Origin of the sequence: Arthrobacter sp. KBS0703 (assembly GCF_002008315.2) — a bacterium.
Taxonomy (GTDB): Bacteria; Actinomycetota; Actinomycetes; order Actinomycetales; family Micrococcaceae; genus Arthrobacter.
Window position 1 is genome coordinate 4,235,784 of sequence record NZ_MVDG02000001.1, and the last position, 18,577, is coordinate 4,254,360.

18 protein-coding genes, 1 tRNA gene and 1 pseudogene are annotated in these 18,577 nt (G+C 67.2%); 11 read left to right on the forward strand and 9 right to left on the reverse strand.

All coding sequences use genetic code 11. The features are described from left to right. Positions 1–5: 5 nt before the first annotated feature. Both B1A87_RS19645 and B1A87_RS19650 read right to left on the reverse strand, forming a co-directional pair. Positions 6–236, reverse strand: a complete 231-nt coding sequence (locus B1A87_RS19645; RefSeq protein WP_260680975.1) for a hypothetical protein — start codon at positions 234–236, stop codon at positions 6–8. A gap of 215 nt (positions 237–451) precedes the next feature. After that, on the reverse strand, positions 452–1,306 hold the full coding sequence (locus tag B1A87_RS19650; RefSeq protein WP_078026927.1) for a LysR family transcriptional regulator: 855 nt from the start codon (positions 1,304–1,306) through the stop codon (positions 452–454). Between the two features lie 176 nt (positions 1,307–1,482). On the opposite strand from B1A87_RS19650, the pseudogene B1A87_RS19655 reads away from it, so the two are divergent. Beyond that, positions 1,483–2,786: pseudogene (locus tag B1A87_RS19655) on the forward strand (MFS transporter). Positions 2,787–2,789: 3 nt separating this feature from the next. Here B1A87_RS19655 and B1A87_RS19660 read toward each other — a convergent pair. From B1A87_RS19660 to B1A87_RS19665, 3 genes are all read right to left on the reverse strand, one after another. Beyond that, the gene (locus B1A87_RS19660; protein WP_078026929.1) at positions 2,790–3,953 is read right to left on the reverse strand and encodes a N(5)-(carboxyethyl)ornithine synthase; all 1,164 of its coding nucleotides are present in this window, start codon (positions 3,951–3,953) and stop codon (positions 2,790–2,792) included. Beyond that, positions 3,950–4,096 (reverse strand): hypothetical protein, encoded by a 147-nt coding sequence (locus tag B1A87_RS23140; RefSeq protein WP_185982369.1) that lies wholly within the window; start codon positions 4,094–4,096, stop codon positions 3,950–3,952. Before B1A87_RS23140 ends, B1A87_RS19660 begins: the two co-directional genes overlap by 4 nt. A gap of 123 nt (positions 4,097–4,219) precedes the next feature. Beyond that, a tRNA-Gly gene (locus tag B1A87_RS19665) sits at positions 4,220–4,293 on the reverse strand. A gap of 244 nt (positions 4,294–4,537) precedes the next feature. Between B1A87_RS19665 and B1A87_RS19670 the strand changes: the two genes are divergently transcribed. Further along, entirely contained in the window at positions 4,538–4,984 is a 447-nt protein-coding gene (locus B1A87_RS19670) for an SRPBCC family protein (protein ID WP_078026930.1), read from the forward strand. 21 nt (positions 4,985–5,005) lie between these two features. Here the strand turns inward: B1A87_RS19670 and B1A87_RS19675 are convergent, their stop codons facing one another. Next, the gene (locus B1A87_RS19675; RefSeq protein ID WP_260680976.1) at positions 5,006–6,841 is read right to left on the reverse strand and encodes a CAP domain-containing protein; all 1,836 of its coding nucleotides are present in this window, start codon (positions 6,839–6,841) and stop codon (positions 5,006–5,008) included. Positions 6,842–6,946: 105 nt separating this feature from the next. Here B1A87_RS19675 and dcd point away from each other — a divergent pair, with 105 nt between their 5' ends. From dcd to B1A87_RS24280, 3 genes are all read left to right on the forward strand, one after another. After that, entirely contained in the window at positions 6,947–7,522 is a 576-nt protein-coding gene (gene dcd, locus B1A87_RS19680) for a dCTP deaminase (protein WP_078027092.1), read from the forward strand. Between the two features lie 470 nt (positions 7,523–7,992). Further along, positions 7,993–8,433, forward strand: a complete 441-nt coding sequence (locus tag B1A87_RS24275; RefSeq protein ID WP_260680977.1) for a hypothetical protein — start codon at positions 7,993–7,995, stop codon at positions 8,431–8,433. Continuing rightward, positions 8,430–8,624 carry a hypothetical protein gene (locus B1A87_RS24280; RefSeq protein WP_260680978.1) on the forward strand — a complete coding sequence of 65 codons (195 nt, stop codon included), beginning with the start codon at positions 8,430–8,432 and terminating at the stop codon, positions 8,622–8,624. The genes B1A87_RS24275 and B1A87_RS24280 overlap by 4 nt, the downstream gene beginning before the upstream one ends. A gap of 58 nt (positions 8,625–8,682) precedes the next feature. Here B1A87_RS24280 and B1A87_RS19690 read toward each other — a convergent pair whose 3' ends face one another. From B1A87_RS19690 to B1A87_RS19700, 3 genes are all read right to left on the reverse strand, one after another. Beyond that, positions 8,683–9,867 carry a cation:proton antiporter gene (locus B1A87_RS19690; RefSeq protein ID WP_078026931.1) on the reverse strand — a complete coding sequence of 395 codons (1,185 nt, stop codon included), beginning with the start codon at positions 9,865–9,867 and terminating at the stop codon, positions 8,683–8,685. Between the two features lie 5 nt (positions 9,868–9,872). Next, positions 9,873–10,355, reverse strand: coding sequence for a cation:proton antiporter regulatory subunit (locus B1A87_RS19695; RefSeq protein ID WP_078026932.1), 483 nt, complete (start codon positions 10,353–10,355; stop codon positions 9,873–9,875). Between the two features lie 102 nt (positions 10,356–10,457). After that, entirely contained in the window at positions 10,458–11,861 is a 1,404-nt protein-coding gene (locus B1A87_RS19700; protein WP_078026933.1) for an MFS transporter, read from the reverse strand. 191 nt (positions 11,862–12,052) lie between these two features. Here B1A87_RS19700 and B1A87_RS19705 point away from each other — a divergent pair, with 191 nt between their 5' ends. Genes B1A87_RS19705 through mnhG form a run of 6 tightly spaced genes read left to right on the forward strand, consistent with a single transcriptional unit; the run spans position 12,053 to position 18,547 of the window. Further along, complete coding sequence (locus B1A87_RS19705; RefSeq protein ID WP_078026934.1) at positions 12,053–15,121, forward strand: Na+/H+ antiporter subunit A; 3,069 nt, start codon at positions 12,053–12,055, stop codon at positions 15,119–15,121. Beyond that, positions 15,118–15,726 (forward strand): Na(+)/H(+) antiporter subunit C, encoded by a 609-nt coding sequence (locus tag B1A87_RS19710; protein WP_078026935.1) that lies wholly within the window; start codon positions 15,118–15,120, stop codon positions 15,724–15,726. The genes B1A87_RS19705 and B1A87_RS19710 overlap by 4 nt, the downstream gene beginning before the upstream one ends. Then, entirely contained in the window at positions 15,723–17,327 is a 1,605-nt protein-coding gene (locus B1A87_RS19715) for a Na+/H+ antiporter subunit D (RefSeq protein ID WP_078026936.1), read from the forward strand. Before B1A87_RS19710 ends, B1A87_RS19715 begins: the two co-directional genes overlap by 4 nt. Further along, positions 17,324–17,869 (forward strand): Na+/H+ antiporter subunit E, encoded by a 546-nt coding sequence (locus B1A87_RS19720; RefSeq protein ID WP_078026937.1) that lies wholly within the window; start codon positions 17,324–17,326, stop codon positions 17,867–17,869. Before B1A87_RS19715 ends, B1A87_RS19720 begins: the two co-directional genes overlap by 4 nt. Beyond that, positions 17,866–18,144, forward strand: a complete 279-nt coding sequence (locus B1A87_RS19725; protein ID WP_078026938.1) for a monovalent cation/H+ antiporter complex subunit F — start codon at positions 17,866–17,868, stop codon at positions 18,142–18,144. The genes B1A87_RS19720 and B1A87_RS19725 overlap by 4 nt, the downstream gene beginning before the upstream one ends. After that, complete coding sequence (gene mnhG, locus B1A87_RS19730) at positions 18,134–18,547, forward strand: monovalent cation/H(+) antiporter subunit G (RefSeq protein WP_078026939.1); 414 nt, start codon at positions 18,134–18,136, stop codon at positions 18,545–18,547. Before B1A87_RS19725 ends, mnhG begins: the two co-directional genes overlap by 11 nt. Positions 18,548–18,577 lie beyond the last annotated feature (30 nt).

The window sequence follows — 18,577 nt, forward strand, 5'->3', positions numbered from 1 at the left end:
CAGTTTTAGCCCAGGTACCAGCCGGGCGGAGCCCAGGACGCGGGGACGCTGTGAGCGGAAAAGTCCTCGCACCGTGTGCAGGTGTAGGCGACTTCGCCCAGCGTCCTGACGGTGCCGTCATGGCGGTACTTCGGCGGAATGAACGACTCGAGGTAAACGAACTCGTCTGTTCCGCACTTTTCGCAGTTGGGCTTGCCGACATATTCCGTGTCGACGGTCATAGAGTGGCGCGTCATAGGGTGGTGGGTCGTAGAGTGGTGCGGGATGTGGCGGTGGTTTGCGGCTGTGGTCACGGCGTACCTATCCCGAACAGTGCGGGCGTCGTTGCCTGGCAAGTTCGTCATCGAAACCTTATTGTTATCAGCCGCTTCATGACCTCCAACAGAGCCAGCATAGGCCCGCTGCGAACGGTTATCAATGATTTTTCGTCCGCACCCCGGACTGGCGCGGCTCAAACCGGCTTCTTGAGCGTCCTTCCCATGATGGCCTGGGTCAGTGCATCGATGACCTCGGCGTTGGCCAGCGGGTTCCGAATCAGGGTGAAATCGACGTCCCCCACCGGCGGCAGCTCGAAACGGCGCGTGATGATTTTCAGGTCTTCGGGCACCAGCGATGAGGGCATGACCGCCACTCCGATGCCCGCGCGGACGGCCGCCAGTACGCCGCTGATCTGCTTGGTGGTGCACGTGATGCGCCAGGTCCGGCCCACGGATTCGAGGGCGTCGATGGCGAGTTTCCGGCTCAGGCTGGGCGACGGGTAGGCGATCAGCGGAACCGGTTGGCCGGGCTCCAGGGTGGTCTGCTCGAGTCCCACCCAGGAAAACGAATCATGCTGGACTACCGTGCCGTCCTTGGCCCCGGCCACCCATTTGACGAAGACCAGGTCCAGCTGACCGGAGTTGAGTCTCTTGTACAGCTGGTCGCTCTGGCCGACCGTCAGCTCCAGGTTGATCTGCGGATAGATCTGCCGGAACTCCCGCAGGATGCGCGGAAGTCCCGTGATGGCCAGGTCGTCCGCAGTGCCGAACCGCAGCCGGCCGCGCATGGCCGAACCGGAGAAGTACCGCGCGGCGGCGTCGTGGGCCGCGAGGATGCTGCGGGCGAACCCGGCCATCGCGTCGCCGTTGTCCGTCAGCCGGACGTCCCTCGTATCGCGGGTGATCAGCATCCGCTTGGCCGCCGTTTCGAGTTTGCGCACATGCTGGCTGACGGTCGGCTGGGCGAGACCCAGCCGGTCCGCGGCCTTGGTGAAGCTCAGCGTTTCGGCGACGGCGAGGAACGATCGGAGCTGCGCCGGTTCGAACATGCGTCCTCCTGGGTTGCGCCCCGAGCAGAAGATGGCTGCGGGGCCGACATTACGATCCGCAATGCTAGTTATACGACCAATAGTCTTACATGATCGTTCCCCGCCGCCCTAGCGTTAGAGGCATCCCCGCCGGCCCGCTCTCCTGAGGAACTCCTGTGACACCCCCACCGCCGTCAATGGCCACCGTCACCCAGCCCGTCGCCGTCGTCAGTGAACGCCTTCCGTGGCGCCACACCTTCATTTCCCTCCGAGTCCCCAACTTCCGGATCTTCGCGATTGGCCATTTCGTGGCCGTCATCGCCATCTGGATGCAGCGCATCGCCCAGGACTGGCTGGTGCTGCAGCTCTCCGGATCCGTCACCGCCGTCGGCATCACCGTGGCCCTGCAGTTCATGCCGTCGCTGGTGCTCGGCCCGTGGGGCGGGATAGTGGCGGACCGGTTCGCGAAACGCAAGATCCTGATCATCTGCCAGTCCGTCGCCGCCGTCCTGGCGGCCACCCTTGCTGTACTCGCGCTCGGCGGCGTGATCGAGGTCTGGCACGTGTACGTCATCGCGTTTGTCCTGGGGCTGGTCACGGTGCTGGACCAGCCTGCGCGGCAGGTGTTCGTCCATGAGCTCGTGGGGCCGCAGTACCTGCGCAATGCCATCAGCGTGAACTCCACGACGTTCCAGCTCGGCGGACTCATCGGCCCGGCACTCGCCGGAGTGCTGCTCACCGCGGTCGGGGCCGGCTGGGCCTTCGCCGCCAACGCGGTGGCCTGCTGCTCCACGGTGTCCATGCTGCTGCTTCTGCGGAAGGACCAGCTGTTTGTCAGCGCCCCGGCGCCGAAGCGGAAGGGCATGCTGCGCGAGGGGCTGCGGTACGCGCTCAGCAAGCCCACCATCTACTGGCCGTGGCTGATGGCAGGGTTCATCGCGGTGTTCGCCATGAGCCTGCCGGTGCTGCTCGCCGCGTTTGCGGACCGCGTCTACGGCATCGGTGCCGGCGGCTACGGGATGCTGAACGCGCTCGTGGCACTGGGCGCGCTGGCGGCGCGGTCGCCTCCACGCGGCGCCGCCAGCTGAGGCTGCGGTCGGTGGTCCTCGGCGCCGGGATGTACGGGCTCATGCTGTGCCTGTCCGCCTTGGCGCCGTCCCTGGCCTGGTTCGGCACCGCGATGGTGCTCTCAGGTTTCTGGTGCCTGATGTTCCTCACGGCGTCCAACCAGCTGGTCCAGATCAGCTCCAACATGGGGATCCGCGGCCGGGTGATGAGCCTTTACATCATGGTGCTGATCGGCGGCCAGGCGATCGGCGGACCCATGATCGGGTCCATTGCCGAGCACCTGGATCCGCACACCGCCCTGCTGGTGGCAGGCGGGGTGCCGGTGCTCGCGGCGGCGACGGTCGCCGTCGTCCTCGCCCGCAAGGGTGAGCTGAAGCTCAAGGTGGACTTCCGGGACCGCCGCCTGCTGCGGGTGGTGCAGCGGGCCGCCTAAGCCTTAGCTTTCCGGCAGCGCCTCGTGCGGGTAGTCAGCCGCCCGGTGCTGGAACTCCAGAACGTCCTTGTTGATGACAGCGCCGTCGCGGATTTCGATGGCGCGGGCAATGGTGTCGTTGTCCTCCCACGCGGCGGGACCGGACATGACGGTCTCCAGGAACGGCAGGAGAGCCTCGCTGATTTCCCAGCTGGAGGAGTTCCACAGGTACGACGGGCTGTGGTCCACCGCGTAGTAGTCGATGTGGTCGCCCACGGTGAACATCGGCTCGGCGAAGGTGGTGGTCCTGGCCCAGCTGAACCCCATGCCCTCGTCGCAGGAGACGTCCACGATCAGGCTGCCGGGCCGGAATGCGCCCAGGTCCTCCGTGCGCAGGTACGTCAGCGGATTGTTGGGGTCCTGCAGGGTGCAGTTGACCACAATGTCGCTTTCGGCCAGGAACGGGGCCAGCGGGACGCGGCCGCGTTCGGTGATGACCTGGCTGAGGAACGGCGCCTTGTCGTCGTGGTCGAACTGCGCGATCCGCACCGAGTGGATGGGGGAGCCAACCGCGGCAACCCCGCGGTTGGTCAGCACCTGCACGTCATGGATGCCGTGCGCGTTCAGGGCCGTGACCGCGCCGCGGGCCGTGGCCCCGAAACCGATGACGACGGCGCTGAGCCGCCGGCCGTAATCGCCGGTGGACCCGGTGAGGGCCAGGGCGTGGATCACCGAGCAGTAGCCTGCGAGTTCGTTGTTCTTGTGGAACACGTGCAGGCCGAAGCCGCCGTCGCTGGCCCAGTGGTTCATCGCCTCGAAGGCGATCAGTGTCAGCTTCTTGTCGATGGCCAGCTGGGTGATGGCGCGGTCCTGGACGCAGTGCGGCCAGCCCCAGAGGACCTGGCCGTCGCGCAGTTCCGCGAGGTCCTGCGGCTGCGGTTTGGGCAGCAGGACGACGTCGGCCTTCGCCACCAGTTCGTCGCGGCTGGCCAGGCTGCCCACCAGCGGGGCGAGTTGGGCGTCGGAAAAGCCGAAGCGTTCGCCGTAGCCGTGCTCCAGGATCATGCGCTGGCGCAACTCCGGGGCGATGCGCTCAAGGTGCAGGGGGTGCAGGGGCAGGCGGCGTTCATCCGGTTTTCGCGACGACGAGACAACCCCCAGGGTGAGATGGTTCGGCGAGCCGGTCACTTCTTCTTTGCCGCCACCGGCTTAGCGCTGGTCTTGTCCAGTGAGCTGGCCGGTGCTGTGGCGGCTCTCTTGTCGGCGCGCTTTTCCTTGATGGATTTGCCGGATTTTTTGGATGCTGCTTGACGGGGGGACTTGTCAGCCATGGTTGCTCCTGTAGCGGAACCGAAGAGGTTCCTGACTTCTGACCATACAGGTAGCTGCCTAATGGGCCCCGGGGAAGTGGGCGGGCCTGGCGCCGAACTTCCCGGGCGGCGGGCCGGGGAAAATGGAGCGGCTGACGGGAATCGAACCCGCGTGTCGAGCTTGGGAAGCTAGCGCTCTACCATTGAGCTACAGCCGCAGTGCCCCGGATTTCGCCGGCGCAAAACCTAGCTTAGCGCAGTTGCGTGGCAGGCCAGGTCACCGGCGGTCCGTGCCCTTCGCGCGTCCTCCGGGCAGGCCCCGCTGGCTGTCTCCCGTAACTCTTCGGTAAAGGCCCGGTCAGCTTTCCCCGCGGCTTCATGCCGCTGGCTATCCTGAGTCCAGTTAGCCGCGGAACGGGGATACGGGCTACGAGAACCGCCCGACGCTGGAAAAAGGATCCGATGGCATTTGCAGAACACGAGGTCCTCGTGCAGCGCGATGCGATGACGGTCTACATCTTCCTGCTGAACGGGCTGAACCTCGCGGCCTGGCAGCCGGGTATCCGCAGCATCAGCCTGAGTTCGGGCAGCGCGGGGAGCGCCGGCGCCCGGTATCAGGTGACACTCACGGGGCCGCGGGGCCGTCCGGTCGCGGCGGACTTTGAGATCTCACACGCACGGCCGGGGGCCGAAATCAGGTTCCAGGTGGTGGCCGGCCCCTCGTTGCCGAGCGGCGGGTTCTACCTCAGCACCGAGGGCGCCGGCACGCGCGTGCGCTTCGCCCTCGAAGCCCCGCTCAAAGGCCTCCGGGGTCTCGGCCGGCCGGCCGTCCAGCGGAGGCTGCAGGAGCGGGTCGCCCAGCTCGAGCGGCTCAAGGCCGTGCTCGAAGAGCGTCCGACGGCGGATTAGGACTCCGCGGCGGGGCCGGGGTTACTGGGCGAGCCGCTGGCCGGTCCAGATTCCTGGAACCGCGGACGGCGGGCTCAGGATGCCGCCGCTGAGGCCAAGGTACTGAACGGAACTGCCGGTCCTCTGCAGGGCCAGTCCGGCGGAATAGGCGCCCGTGACGTCCGCCAGGGAGCGGATGGCGGTCACATCGCCCCAGCCGCTGGCCACCGCGGCCCTGGCCTCGACCGTGGGCCACGGTGTGCCGGATCCCCGGTACAGGAGAACGTTCCCGCCGCCCTGGCGGGCCAGCAGATCCTGGAAACCGTCGCCGTCGAAATCCACCATCGCCAGGCGCGTCGCCGAGACGCCGGACGCGATCAGCGTGCGCTGAACCAGGTCGCCGCTGCCCCGGTTTGGATACAGCCAGAGGTTTGCCGCGGAGTCCAGGGCCAGGAGCTGGGGAAGCCGGTTGGCCGAGCACCACCCGCCGACTGCCAGCGTCAGTCCCGCCCAGCCGGACTGGCCGAGCGTGACCGGTGCCAGGAAACCGCCTGCCAGCGAGCCCGAATGCAGCGTCAGCCGGCCGTCCGCCCACTGCGCCAGCACATCGAAGATGCCGTCGCGCTCCCAGTCCGTGACATAAACGGCCTGGGCGGCGGCAAATCCCGAACCGGCGACTTCCGCCGGACCAAACAGCCCGTTCCCGAGCGACGGCCGGTTGATCAACTGGCCCGCAGCGTCCACGGACAGCAGGTCACCGGCACTCCTGATGGCCGCCGTGGCCAGGTCAAGGGTCGGCGGCATGTGCTTGACCAGGGGTTCGCAGACGTCGGCTGGCTGGACCGGGACCGTGGTGGTGCCGCCCGGGCCGGCGGTGGTCCCGGACGGAAGGGCGCTGTAGCCGAAGAAGTCCACCACGCCCCACATGGTGTAGCGGCCCGGGGTGGTCTGCCAGTTGCCGTCGGTAAAGGAGATGCCGATGCCCACCACGTTGAACCGCGGATCCGTGAGGATGGCGTTGTGGGCGGGGGAGCCTTTCCACCACTCGACCAGTTGCGCGGCGTCCCGGTCCCAGCGGACGGCGATGACCTCACCCGCGCCGTTGTTCGGACTGAGCGCCCGTGCATCGGTCCAGAAGCTGGACCGGTGCTCGATGACCTCGCGGGAGGCGATGCTGTCCGACCATTCCTGCGCCATGCCCGCGACAGTGGCGTGGTACTTCACGGCGGGGAGGCCCAGGGATGCCCGGTACGTGTTGATCGCGTTGAAGACGGCAGCGACCTGGGCCGCGTTGCTTTCCGGCACCAGCGCCTCTGGAGTCAGCGTCCGCGGTGCCGATCCGGTGGGCCCCGGCTGGGCTGGTTCCGGCTGGGCTGCCGTCGGCGGGGAGGGAAGGGCGCCCTCTGGTGCTGACAGCGGCGGGATGGATGCCGGTTCAGGCATACCGGCGGCGGCCGCGCCTGCTGCATCGACCGCGCCTGCCGCGTCGACCGCCGGCGTCTCTGTGCTGGCCGGTGGGGATGACGGTGCTGGCTGCGTTGCCGCGGAAGGTGATGCTGCCGTTGCGGACAGGACCGAGGACGAGCGCGCGGCCGGGGAGCCGGGGGGTCGGCCCCCGAGCCGGCCGTGTTGGCCGTATCGGCCAGCGGCCTCCCGGTGAGGGAGCTGAGGCGGGCGGCTGCCCCGGTGAGGGAGAAGCGGCGGCCGCTCCGCCTGTCTCTTATACACATCTAGATGTGTATAAGAGACAGGTCCGGAGGTGAGTGACGCCGCCGGCGCTCCGGCTGATGCAGGTGCCGGATGCCCTCCCGCTGCCGGAGCAGCCAGTGCGAGGGCGCACATGATCGCCACGACGGCGTGGGCCGCAATCTTCTTCAAAATATCCCCAGCTCTATTTTGGCCGTGTGACGTGAGACCGTCGGCCGGATTGTTCTGGCAACACTAATGGGAGGCGGGGGCGCCAGCAATGCTATTTTGGAAGGCGTGCTGATCTCTGACCGCGACATTCGTGCCGAAATTGATTCCGAACGGATCGTCCTGGACCCTTACGACTCCGCGATGGTGCAGCCGTCCTCGGTGGACGTCCGGATTGACCGGTTTTTCCGGCTGTTCGACAACCACAAGTACGCGCACATCGACCCCGCGGAAGACCAGCCCGATCTGACCCGCCTGGTGGAAGTGGACGAGGGCGAACCGTTCATCCTGCACCCCGGCGAGTTCGTGCTCGGCTCGACGTATGAGACCGTGACGCTGCCGGACGACATCGCCGCCCGGCTCGAGGGCAAGTCCTCGCTCGGCCGGCTGGGCCTGCTGACGCACTCCACTGCCGGCTTCATCGACCCCGGGTTCTCCGGCCACGTCACGCTGGAGCTGTCCAACATGGCCACGCTGCCCATCAAGCTGTGGCCCGGCATGAAAATCGGCCAGCTCTGCTTCTTCCGGCTGACCTCCGCCGCGGAACACCCCTACGGTTCCGGCGAATACGGCAACCGCTACCAGGGCCAGCGCGGACCCACGGCGAGCCGCAGCCACCTGAACTTCCACCGCACGGACATCTAGCTCCGCTTCTGGCTTTCTTGTGGCCGAGGCGTGAGATCTCGGCACTTAGGCTCCGCGTAAGTCCCGAGACCTCACGCATCGATGAGGCGCCGGCCGGGGCACTCCTCCTCCCCACTGTGGATAACCGGAACGAGACTGTCTGAGTGTGCCCAGAATGGGCCATGAGGAAGCCGCGACCCTTGCCCGACGAGCTCGCGGGCAGGTCCTTCACATTGGCAGAGCAGCTTGCTGCCGGCGTGGCGCCGCACCGCGCATGGAGCAGCGATATCCGTGTGGCGAGCCGCGGCGTGCGCGTACCGTGGGCGGCAGAACAGAGCCTCCTGCACACCTGCCGCCTACTCACGGGAATCTGTCCGTCAACCGCTTGCTGCCTCGGCACAGCGGGCTTGCTCCTCCGATGCCCGCTGCCATGGAACATCCAGAATGACCTTCGCGTGCATCTGGCCCGGGTGGATGGCGGAACGCGGCCTGTGCGGAAGGGAGTAGCCGGCCACCGCCTGGAGCTGCGGGCCGAGGACGTCACAAAGCTCGACGGCGTTCCCCTCACCAGTCCGGCGAGGACCTGGCTCGACCTGGCTTCGGTCCTGGACATAGAGGACCTCGTGGCCGCTGCGGACTTCTTCATCTGCAGCCAATCCCGGAGTTTCGGTCGAAACCGTCTGGCTCTCTGTTCGTTGGCTGATCTCCGAAGCCAGGTGGAAGGCAACCGTGGTGCCCGGGGCATCCGGAAGGCAAAGACCGCGCTTGAGCTGGCACGCGCCGGGGCAGACTCCGCGCCGGAGACGAAACTCCGCTTGGCCATCGGCAGGCTTGGACTTCCTGAACCTGCCCTGGGCTACGTGATCACGGATTCCACGGACTGGAGCTTGCCTGGCCGGACTTGGCTTTCCCGGAGTTCAAGGTCGCGGTGAACTACGATGGCCGGCACCACCTGGAACCTCGCCAGCGGGACCTGGATATCCGGCGGGACGAGTCGATAGCCGCGATCGGCTGGACGTCGGTGACGGTGACCGCGGCCCACGTGAAGGCGTGGGGCTTTGACGGCAGCGCGCACCGGGTCCTGGACGCCCTGGTCCGCAGGGGTTGGTGCATCGAGAGGTGAGATCTCGGCACTTAGGCTCCGTGTAAGTCGCGGGACCTCACGCATCGATGAGCGGGGCTTAGGCCGGGACCGGCTCCGGACGCGCGCGCCGCGTGAACTTCTTGACCACAGGCTCGATGTAGCGGGCGGCCAGCGGACCGAGGATCGCCATGAGCAGGACGTACGCCGTGGCAAGGGCCGCCAACTCCGCCTCAACCACCCCCGAGGTCACCGCCAGGCCTGCGATGACGATCGAAAATTCGCCGCGTGCAATCAGGGCCGCACCGGCACGGAACCGGCCGGGCCGTGCAATCCCGACCCGTTTGGCCGCCCAGACTCCAGTGATGATCTTCGTCGCGGCGGTGATGACGGCCAGGACCAGCGCCCAGCCGAGCACCGGCGGAATGGACGCGGGATCGGTGTTGAGACCGAAGGCCACGAAGAAGATGGCCGCGAACAGGTCGCGCAATGGCTCAAGGATCTGGGTCGCGCTGTGCGCCGTGGCTCCGGAAATCGCAATGCCGAGCATGAACGCACCCACCGCTGCCGAGACCTGCAGGGCCGCGGCCACGCCGGCTACCAGGAGCGCGGCGCCCAGCAGGTTGAGCAGGAAAACCTCGGAATTTTCGCTGTGCACGGCCTTCGACACACGGTGCCCGTGCCGCAGCGCAACCAGCAGCACCACCGTGACGACGGCCAGTGAAATGCCCACGGTCTGCAGGCCGCCCAGGAAACTGACGCCGGCAAGGGTGGCGGTGAGGATGGGCAGGTAAACCGCCATGGCCAGGTCCTCGAACACCAGGATCGAGAGGATCACGGGAGTTTCCCTGTTGCCGATACGGCCAAGGTCGGTGATGACCTTGGCCGCAATGCCGGACGATGAAATATACGTGACCCCGCCCATCACCATGGCCCCCACCAGGCCCCAGCCGAGCAGCACGGCAAGGCCCGCGCCCGGGAGGAAGTTCAGGACCAGGTCCAGGACGCCGGCCTGCCACGACCTCCGCAGTCCGGTCACGAGCTCAGTGGCCGTATATTCCAAACCGAGCATAAGTAGGAGCAGGATGACGCCGATTTCGCCGGACAGATGGGCGAACTCCTTCATGCCGCTGAGTTCCACAAAGCCACCGGCCCCGAAGCACAGGCCGCCCACCAGATATAGGGGGATGGGGGACATTCCGATCCGGCCGGCCAGCCTGGCCAGCAGGCCGAGGCAGAACACGACCGCCCCCAGTTCGATGAGAGTCAGGGCCAGGCGGTCCATGACGCTCAGCCGTTGCGCAGGATATCGGCCGCTGAATCAAGGCCTTCTTGCGTGCCGACTGCGACGAGGAGATCGCCGGAGTGAAGGACGACGTCGGGCCCGGGCGAGGGGACCACCTCACCCTCCCGCATGATCGCCACAATCGAAACGCCGCACCGGGTGCGGATGCATGCCTTGCCCATGGGCTGGTTCTGGAAGGGCGAATCCGGGGCGATGGAGAACTGCCGGGTGACGATGCCCGGGACTTCCCGGTGCGCCTCGGTGAGCTTCATGGCCAGGTGCTGGCCGCCCAGCAGGTTGCCCAGCGTGGCGGCTTCATCGCCGGTTAGCGGAATCGAGGCCTGGCAGGTGTCGGGATCGTCCCAGGTGGAAATGAACAATTCTGTCTGGCCTTCGCGGAGTTCCACCACTCCGATCCTCCGGCCGGAGGCTGTCATGAAATCTTTGCGCCTGCCGAGGCCCGGGAGATCCGTCTCTTCCACGTTCATAGCATCAGCCTAGTCCGCTAACGGACATTTACGGCCCGATTCGCGCCGGAAACGGAGGCTTAAGTGTCCGTTCGCGCCCGGCGTTGGCGCCGGGACTTCGCGCTAGGACTGGGGGACGACGGCGATCTCGGTTTCGGTGGGCGCCTTCACCGGGAGGAGGACCAGGAACCCGGCAAGGATCACCACCATGATGCCCAGGATGCCCCAGCGCTGGGCCTCCCCTTCGGCCACCAGGGGAGTGGCCACGGCGATGCAGAGCGTGAACAGTGTGGGCGCCAGGAAGCTGACGGCCCGGCCCGTCGTCGCGTACAGGCCAAAAAGTTCGCCGGATTCGCCCTGTGGGGCCAGCCGGGCCAGGTAGGCGCGGGAGGACGCCTGGGCCGGGCCCACGAACAGGCAGAGGAAGAGCCCGAACACCCAGAACGTGGTGCTGCCTGCCCACTCCATCCCGAAGAAGACGTAAGCGCCGTTGCCCAGCACCAGGATCACGCTGCCCGCGACCAGCAGCCCCGTCAGCGATCCAAGGATCACCGCTTTCGGGCCGACCCTGTCGTCCAGGAAGCCGCCGATGATGGCGCCCACGGCCGCCACGACATTGCCGAAGATGGCGAAGAAGATGACCTGCGACAGCTCGAAGCCGAAGGTTCCCGCCGCGATGATCCCGCCGAACGTGAACACGGCGGCCAGCCCGTCGCGGAAGATGGCGCTGGCGAGCAGGAAGAAGATGGTGTGCGGGCTGGTCCGGTAGATCGCCTTGATCCGCCGGCCCAGCAGCCCGTAGGAGGCCAGGAACCCGAGGCGGGCACCGCGCTGGGGCTTGGGCAGCTCCGGGACCGCGAAGAGCACGGGCAGCGCGAAGATGAAGAACCACAGGGCAGAGAACACCGCCACGAGCCGGATGTTGAGGCTGTCCTGGGTTGAGGCGCCAAACCATTCAAAACGGGGCTGGACGAAGAGCTGGAGGACAATCAGCAGGGCCACGATGCCGCCCAGGTAGCCCATGCCCCAGCCGAAGCCGCTGATTTTGCCGATGTTCCGCGGCGTGGAAATTTGCGCCAGCATCGCGTTGTAGTTGACGCCCGCGAACTCGAAGAACACGTTGGCCAGGGCGATCAGTGAAACCCCCAGGAGGAGGAACTCCGGCCGGGGAAACACGAAAAAGCACAGGGCGGTCAGGAGGGCGACGGCGGCCGTGTTGACTCCCAGCCACAGCTTGCGCCGTCCGCCGGTATCCGAGCGCTGGCCGGTGACGGGTGCGAGCAGGGCGATCGCCGCCCCTGCGACGGCCAGCGCCCCGCCAAGCACCGCCGAGGCCTGGTCCTCGCCGCCGAAGGCCTTGGAGGTCAGGTACACGGTGAAGACGAACGTGGTCATGACCGCGTTGAACGCGGCGGACCCCCAGTCCCACGCCGCCCAGGCAAGGATGCGTCCCTTGCTGGATGCCTGGTTCCCGGCTTCGAGGTCCGAGGACGGCTGCGTGGCTTCGGGCGCGGCGGCGGAGTTCATACGGCGATGCTATCCGCCCGCGGCGAACACCGGACGGAAACTCTCCCGTGGGCTGGCGAAACATGGGCTAACTTCGCGCCCCGGCGGGAAAACTGTCCGTGCCCCCTTGATAAACTGTCCGGACCGAACCCAACGAATGACCGCCTGCTCCAACCTTTGACAATCGAATTTCTGACTTTGCGGAGATACCAGTGATCACAGTCCTTGCCGTGCACTTTGCAGTGGCTGCTGTGGCGCCGTTCATCTTCCGGAAATTCCGCCGGAGTTCGTTTTACGCCCTGGCCGCCGTGCCTGCCGGTTCCTTCGTGTGGCTGCTCCTTCAGTACGGCGCCGTCTACGGGCCCGCCGCGGAGTCCGCCGGAGCAGGCGCTGGCCAATCTGCCGAAACCATCCCCTGGATTCCCGGCCTCGGCATCGAGTTCGCGTTCCGCATGGATGCCCTCGCGTGGGTCATGTCCCTCCTGGTGCTCGGTGTGGGCGCGCTGGTGCTGGTCTACTGCGCCGGCTATTTCAAGAACAAGGACAGCTACCTGGGCGGGTTCGGTGCCCAGCTCCTGGCTTTCGCCGGGGCCATGTTCGGGCTGGTCACCGCGGATGACCTGCTGATGCTCTTCATCTTCTGGGAACTCACCACCGTCCTGTCCTACCTCCTGATCGGGTACGCACGCACGCGGTTGGCGGCCCGCCGGTCCGCCCTGCAGGCGCTCATGGTCACCACTGCCGGCGGCCTGGCGATGCTCGTCGGGCTGATCATGCTTGGCACCAGCGCGGGGACCTACCGGATTTCGGCCATCCTGGCGCGGGCGCCGGAGCTCGTGACCGGGGAGGCAGCAGGCGCCGTGGGCGCCGCCGTCGTTCTGATCCTGATCGGTGCGGTCACCAAGTCCGCGCTGGTTCCCTTCCACTTCTGGCTCCCGGGAGCCATGGCGGCACCCACCCCCGTCAGCGCCTACCTGCACGCGGCCGCCATGGTGAAAGCCGGCGTCTACATCGTGGCCCGCCTGGCCCCGGGGTTCACCGACACCGCGTTCTGGCTGCCCATGGTCCTGGGGCTAGGGCTGGCCACCATGCTGGTGGGCGGCTACCGGGCCCTGCGCCAGACGGACATCAAGCTGATCCTGGCCTACGGCACCGTCAGCCAGCTCGGCTTCCTCACCATGGTCGTCGGGCTCGGAAAACCCGACGCGGCGCTCGCCGGCCTCGCCATGCTGCTCGCCCACGGACTCTTCAAGGCCACGTTGTTCCTGGTGGTCGGAATCATCGACCACCAGGCCGGCACCCGCGACATCCGCGAGCTCTCCGGCGTCTTCCGGTCCTCCCGCGCCCTCGCCGTGGTGGCCGGGGTCGGCGCCGCGTCCATGGCCGGCGTGCCGCTGCTGGGCGGTTTCGTGGCCAAGGAGTCCGTGCTCGAAGCGTTCGTCCACTTCGCCGGCGATCCGGACTACGGGCCCTGGGGCGCGGTGGTGCTCGCAGGTGTGGTGGCCGGTTCGGTGCTCACGTTTGCCTACAGCGCGCGGTTCATGTGGGGCGCCTTCGCCGTGAAACCCGGAGTGGACCGCACGCCGTTCACACCCATCAGGCCGTCCTTCCTGGCGGCGCCGGCCATCCTGAGCGTCCTGACCGTCGCCTACGGTCTCTGGCCAGCTCCGGTGGACGGCTGGATCCAGCCGTATGCGGCGCTGTTCGCCGGGGGAGCGTCCGACGCCGGCACTGCGGCAGCCGCCGCGGGCCACCTGTCGCTGTGGCACGGATTCACCCCCGCGCTGGGGCTGACGGCGGTGACGTTCGCGCTCGGCGCGGCCATGTTCTACGGTCGCGTGCTCGTTGACCGCGCACAGAGCGCCGTCCCGGCATGGGTCGACGCCGACCGCGGCTACCAACTGACCATCGGCGCCCTGGACGACGTCGCCGTCTGGATCACCGGACGCACGCAGCGCGGTTCGCTGTACTTCTACCTCGCCGTGATCCTGAGCGTCGCCTTCGTGCTCCCGCTGACCGCCCTGATCGCGGCGAACAAGCCGCTGCCGGAGGGCCTGTACTTCGTGGATCCCAACTCCCCGCTGCAGCTGGTGGCGGGAGCGGGGATCGTGATCGGGGCGCTGGCCGCCGTCCGGGCCAACAAGCGGTTCCTCGCGGTGCTCATGGTCTCGGTGACCGGGTACGGCATCGCCCTGATGTTCGCGCTCCAGGGTGCGCCTGACCTCGCGTTGACGCAGATGCTCGTGGAAACGATCATCCTCGTTGCGTTCGTGCTCGCCATGCGCAGCCTTCCCGCCGAACTGCGGGACCGCACCGGTGGCAAGTACAGGGTGGTCCGCGTGATCATCGGGCTGGCCTTCGGCGTCACCATGATATTCGTCGCCATCCACGCCATGGGCGCCCGCATCGCCACTCCGGTGTCCCTGGAGTTCCCGAAACTCGCCTATGAGGGCGGCGGCGGGCTGAACGTCGTCAACGTCACCCTCGTCGACATCCGGGTGTGGGACACGTTCGGCGAAATTTCCGTGCTGGCGCTGGCCGCCACGGGCGTCGCCAGCCTGATCTTCGTCAGGGGCCGCGGTGACCGGATCCGCACGTCGTCGACCGTTGCCGAGGGCACCGTTGGCCGCCGGACCGGCGTCGACAAGTCTTCCCGGGACGGCGCGGCACTGGCCCTGAGCCGGAAATTTGCCGACTCGACGCGGGACGCCTGGCTGGTTGCCGGCCGCACGCTCGCGCCGGAGCGGCGCTCCATCATCTTCGAGGTGGTCACCCGGCTGATCTTCCATTCGATGATCATCTTTTCCCTGTACCTGCTCTTGGCGGGCCACAACCTTCCAGGCGGCGGCTTCGCCGGCGGGCTCATGGCGGGCCTGGCGCTGACGCTCCGGTACCTGGCCGGCGGCCGCTTTGAGCTGCGGGAGGCCACGCCCATCAGCGCGGGAACACTGCTGGGAATCGGACTGGCGACGGCGGCGGCCTCCGGCGTTGCTCCCGTCCTCCTGGGCGGCGAGGTCTTCCAGAGCGCCATCCTCCAGTTCTGGCTGCCGGTCTTCGGCGACATCAAGTTCGTCACGTCCACCATTTTCGACATCGGCGTCTACATCGTGGTGATCGGGCTGGTGCTCGATGTGCTGCGGAGCCTGGGCGCGGAGATCGACGAACACTTTGAGGAACAGCCGGACCAGCCCGGCCGGGACGGGGAACCGGCAGACCAGCCGCCCGATGAGCGGGAGCCCGGCGGCATCCCGGCCGAAACCACGGCAAGGGGCAAGGCATGAGCGTCAACCTGACCCTGCTGACGGTCATGGGCGCGCTCTACGCCTGCGGCATTTACCTCATTTTGGAACGCAGCCTGACGCGTGTGCTTCTGGGCCTGATGCTGCTGGTCAACGCCACCAACCTGCTGATCCTGGCTACCGGCGGCTACGCGGGCCTGGCTCCGTTCTTCAGCAAGGACACGGACCCGCGCGCCTACAACGATCCCCTGCCCCAGGCCCTGATCCTGACGTCGATCGTGATTTCCTTCGCCGTGACCGCCTTCATGCTCGGCATCATCTACCGGACCTGGGTGCTGGCCCGCCAGGATGAGATCCAGGACGACGTCGAGGACCGCCGCGTGGCGGAAACACCGAGTTTCGACGCGGAGGACGACGCCGTCATCCCCGTGGAGACCTCGGAGTTTCCGCTCACCATGCTCGGCTCCGACGGAACCGGCGTGACAGATTCGTCCGCCGGCGACGCGGCGGACGGCGACTCCGCAGGCAGCGACTCGTCGGCCACCGTCAAGGCCGGCGCGAAGACGATTCCCGCAGAGGACGCCGCCCTCGAGGAAAAACCCGGCTCCGCCAACGTCCACCCCGGCCCCGAAGGAGGTGTGAAGTGAACATCGCAAGCTTTGCCCCGCTCGCCGTCGTACTTCCCATCCTGGGCGCCGCGCTGACGTTCCTGCTGATCCGGCATTCCCACGCCCAGCGCACCGTCAGTATCGCCCTTTTGTCGCTCACGCTCCTGCTGGAATGCTGGCTGCTGGCGTCTGTCTGGGGCGGCGGCACCGAGGCGGTCAACATCGGCGGCTGGCTGCCGCCCTGGGGAATCGTCCTGGTGGTGGACCAGTTCTCCTCGCTGATGCTCGTGGTCTCCTCCGCGGTGAGCCTTGCGGTCCTGGTGTATGCCACCGGCCAGGGCATGGCCGACGGCGACCAGGACGCCCCCGTCTCAATCTTCCACCCCACGTACCTCATCCTGGTGGCGGGCGTCTCCAACGCCTTCCTCTCCGGGGACCTGTTCAATCTTTACGTCGGTTTCGAGATCCTGCTGACGGCAAGTTACGTCCTGATGACACTGGGTGGCACGGGCCCGCGCATCCGGGCCGGCGTCACGTACGTGGTGGTCTCCGTGGTCTCCTCCGTGCTGTTCCTCATCGCCATCGCCATGATCTACGGCGCCACCGGCACCATCAACATGGCCGATCTGGCCATCAAGCTCGGGGAGCTCGACCAAGGCACCAAGACCCTCCTGCACGTCATGCTGCTCGTCGCCTTCGGGATCAAGGCGGCCGTCTTCCCGCTGTCCTTCTGGCTGCCTGACTCGTATCCCACGGCTCCCGCGCCCGTGACCGCCGTGTTCGCCGGCCTGCTGACCAAGGTGGGCGTGTATGCCATGGTGCGCACCGAAACCCTCCTCTTCCCCGGGGACACCCTTAATTCGCCGCTGATGGTGGCCGCGCTGCTCACCATGGTGGTGGGAATCCTTGGCGCCCTCGCCCAGAGCGACATCAAGCGTCTGCTCTCGTTCACGCTGGTCAGCCATATCGGCTACATGGTGTTCGGTCTCGCGCTGTCCTCCGTGGCCGGGCTCGGTGCGGCCGTGTACTACGTGGCGCACCACATCACCATCCAGACCAGCCTCTTCCTGGTCACCGGCCTGATTGAACGGCGCGGCGGAAGCTCCTCCGTGGACCGGCTGGCCGGGCTGGCCAAGCTGTCCCCGCTCCTGGGCCTCCTGTTCTTCGTGCCCGCCATGAACCTGGCAGGCATTCCGCCGTTCTCAGGATTCCTGGGCAAACTCGGGCTGATGCAGGCAGGCATCGGGCTGGGCACCCCACTGGCCTACGCACTGGTCATAGGAGGGACGCTGACCAGCCTTCTGACCCTGCTGGCGGTTGCCCGCGTCTGGAACCGTGCGTTCTGGCGGAAACCCGAGGACGCCGAGCACCCGGATCCCGTGCTGCTCGCCGAGGCCAAGGACTCAGCGACCGGCGATCGCGCGGGCAAGTCCAACGTGACGCTGCTGCCCAGGACCATGGTGGGCTCCACGCTCGGGCTCGTGGTGCTGGGCGTGGCGCTGACCGTTTTCGCAGGCCCGCTGTTTGACCTGGCAAACCAGTCCGCGGCGGTCATGCTGGACAGGTCAGCCTACATCCAGTCGGTGCTAGGCGAGAACGCGCCTGTTCCGGGATTTGCCCTGGGCGGCGGTGGGAAATGAGCCGGCAGCGAATCTCCCTGCGGCAGGAACTGCCGCTGCTCGTGTGGCTCGTGATCGTCTGGGGCGCCCTCTGGCAGGACTTCAGCCCGGGCAACCTGCTGTTCGGAGCCCTGCTGGCCGCCGCAGTTGCGCGCCTCTTCTACCTGCCGCCCGTGGAGCTGAGCGGCCGGTTCAACGTTCTCCGGGCGGTTCCGTTCGCCGTCATGTTCCTTGGCAGGGTGGTGGCCGCCAGTTTCCAGGTCTTCTACCTGGCCGTGGCCAAGGGGCCCAAGGTGACCAACGCCGTCGTCGCCGTGCCGTTGCGGAGCCATTCCGACCTCATGGTGACCGCCACCGGCCACGTCATCTCCCTGATCCCCGGATCACTGGTGGTGGAAGTCGACAGGTCCACGTCCACGCTGTACATCCACGGGCTGAACGTCCGGAACGCCGACGACGTGCAGAAGCTCCGCAAGGAGGTCCGGGACACCGAGGCAGGGCTCATCCGGGTCATGGGATCCAAAGAAGAACTTGCCGCCCTGAACCAGGAGGTTGGCGCATGATGGAGCTGGTCCTGACCGTCACGGCAGTGGTCCTGTCCCTCGCCGCGGCAGGCGCAATCGTGCGCATCGCCCGCGGCCCCTCCCTGCTGGACCGGGTGCTGGCGGCCGACGTGCTGCTGGCCATTCTCGGAGCGGCGCTGTGCATCGACATGGCCGTGAACAGGCACCTCAACAACCTGATGCTGCTCGTGGCCGTGTCCATCATCGGCTTCATCGGTTCGGTCACGGTGGCCCGGTTCGTGGCCGACCGGCGGGAGCAGACCAATGAATCCTGAGGCCAGCACCGTGGACACTGTGATCGACGCGGTTTCGGCCGTCTTCATGATCGTGGGGGCAGTGATGTCCCTGGCCGCAGCCATTGGCCTGCTGCGCTTCCCCGACCTCATGAGCCGCATGCACTCGGCCACCAAGCCGCAGGTGCTGGGGCTGTTCCTGCTGCTGGCCGCGGTGGGGCTGCAGCTGCGCACCTGGTGGGTGTGGCCGGTGCTGCTGGTGGCGTGGATCTTCCAGCTGCTGACGGTGCCGGTTTCCGCCCACATGGTGGGCCGGGCCGGCTACCGCACCAAGCACCTCCACAGGGAGCTGCTCAGCAGCGATGAGCTGGAAGCCGTGGTGCTGAAGGCCGCCCAGGCGGCCAAGGACGCGAAGCGCGACGGCGGGAACCGCACCGCCGATTGAGCGCGGCCCGCGGGTTCCGGCAGGTTCAAC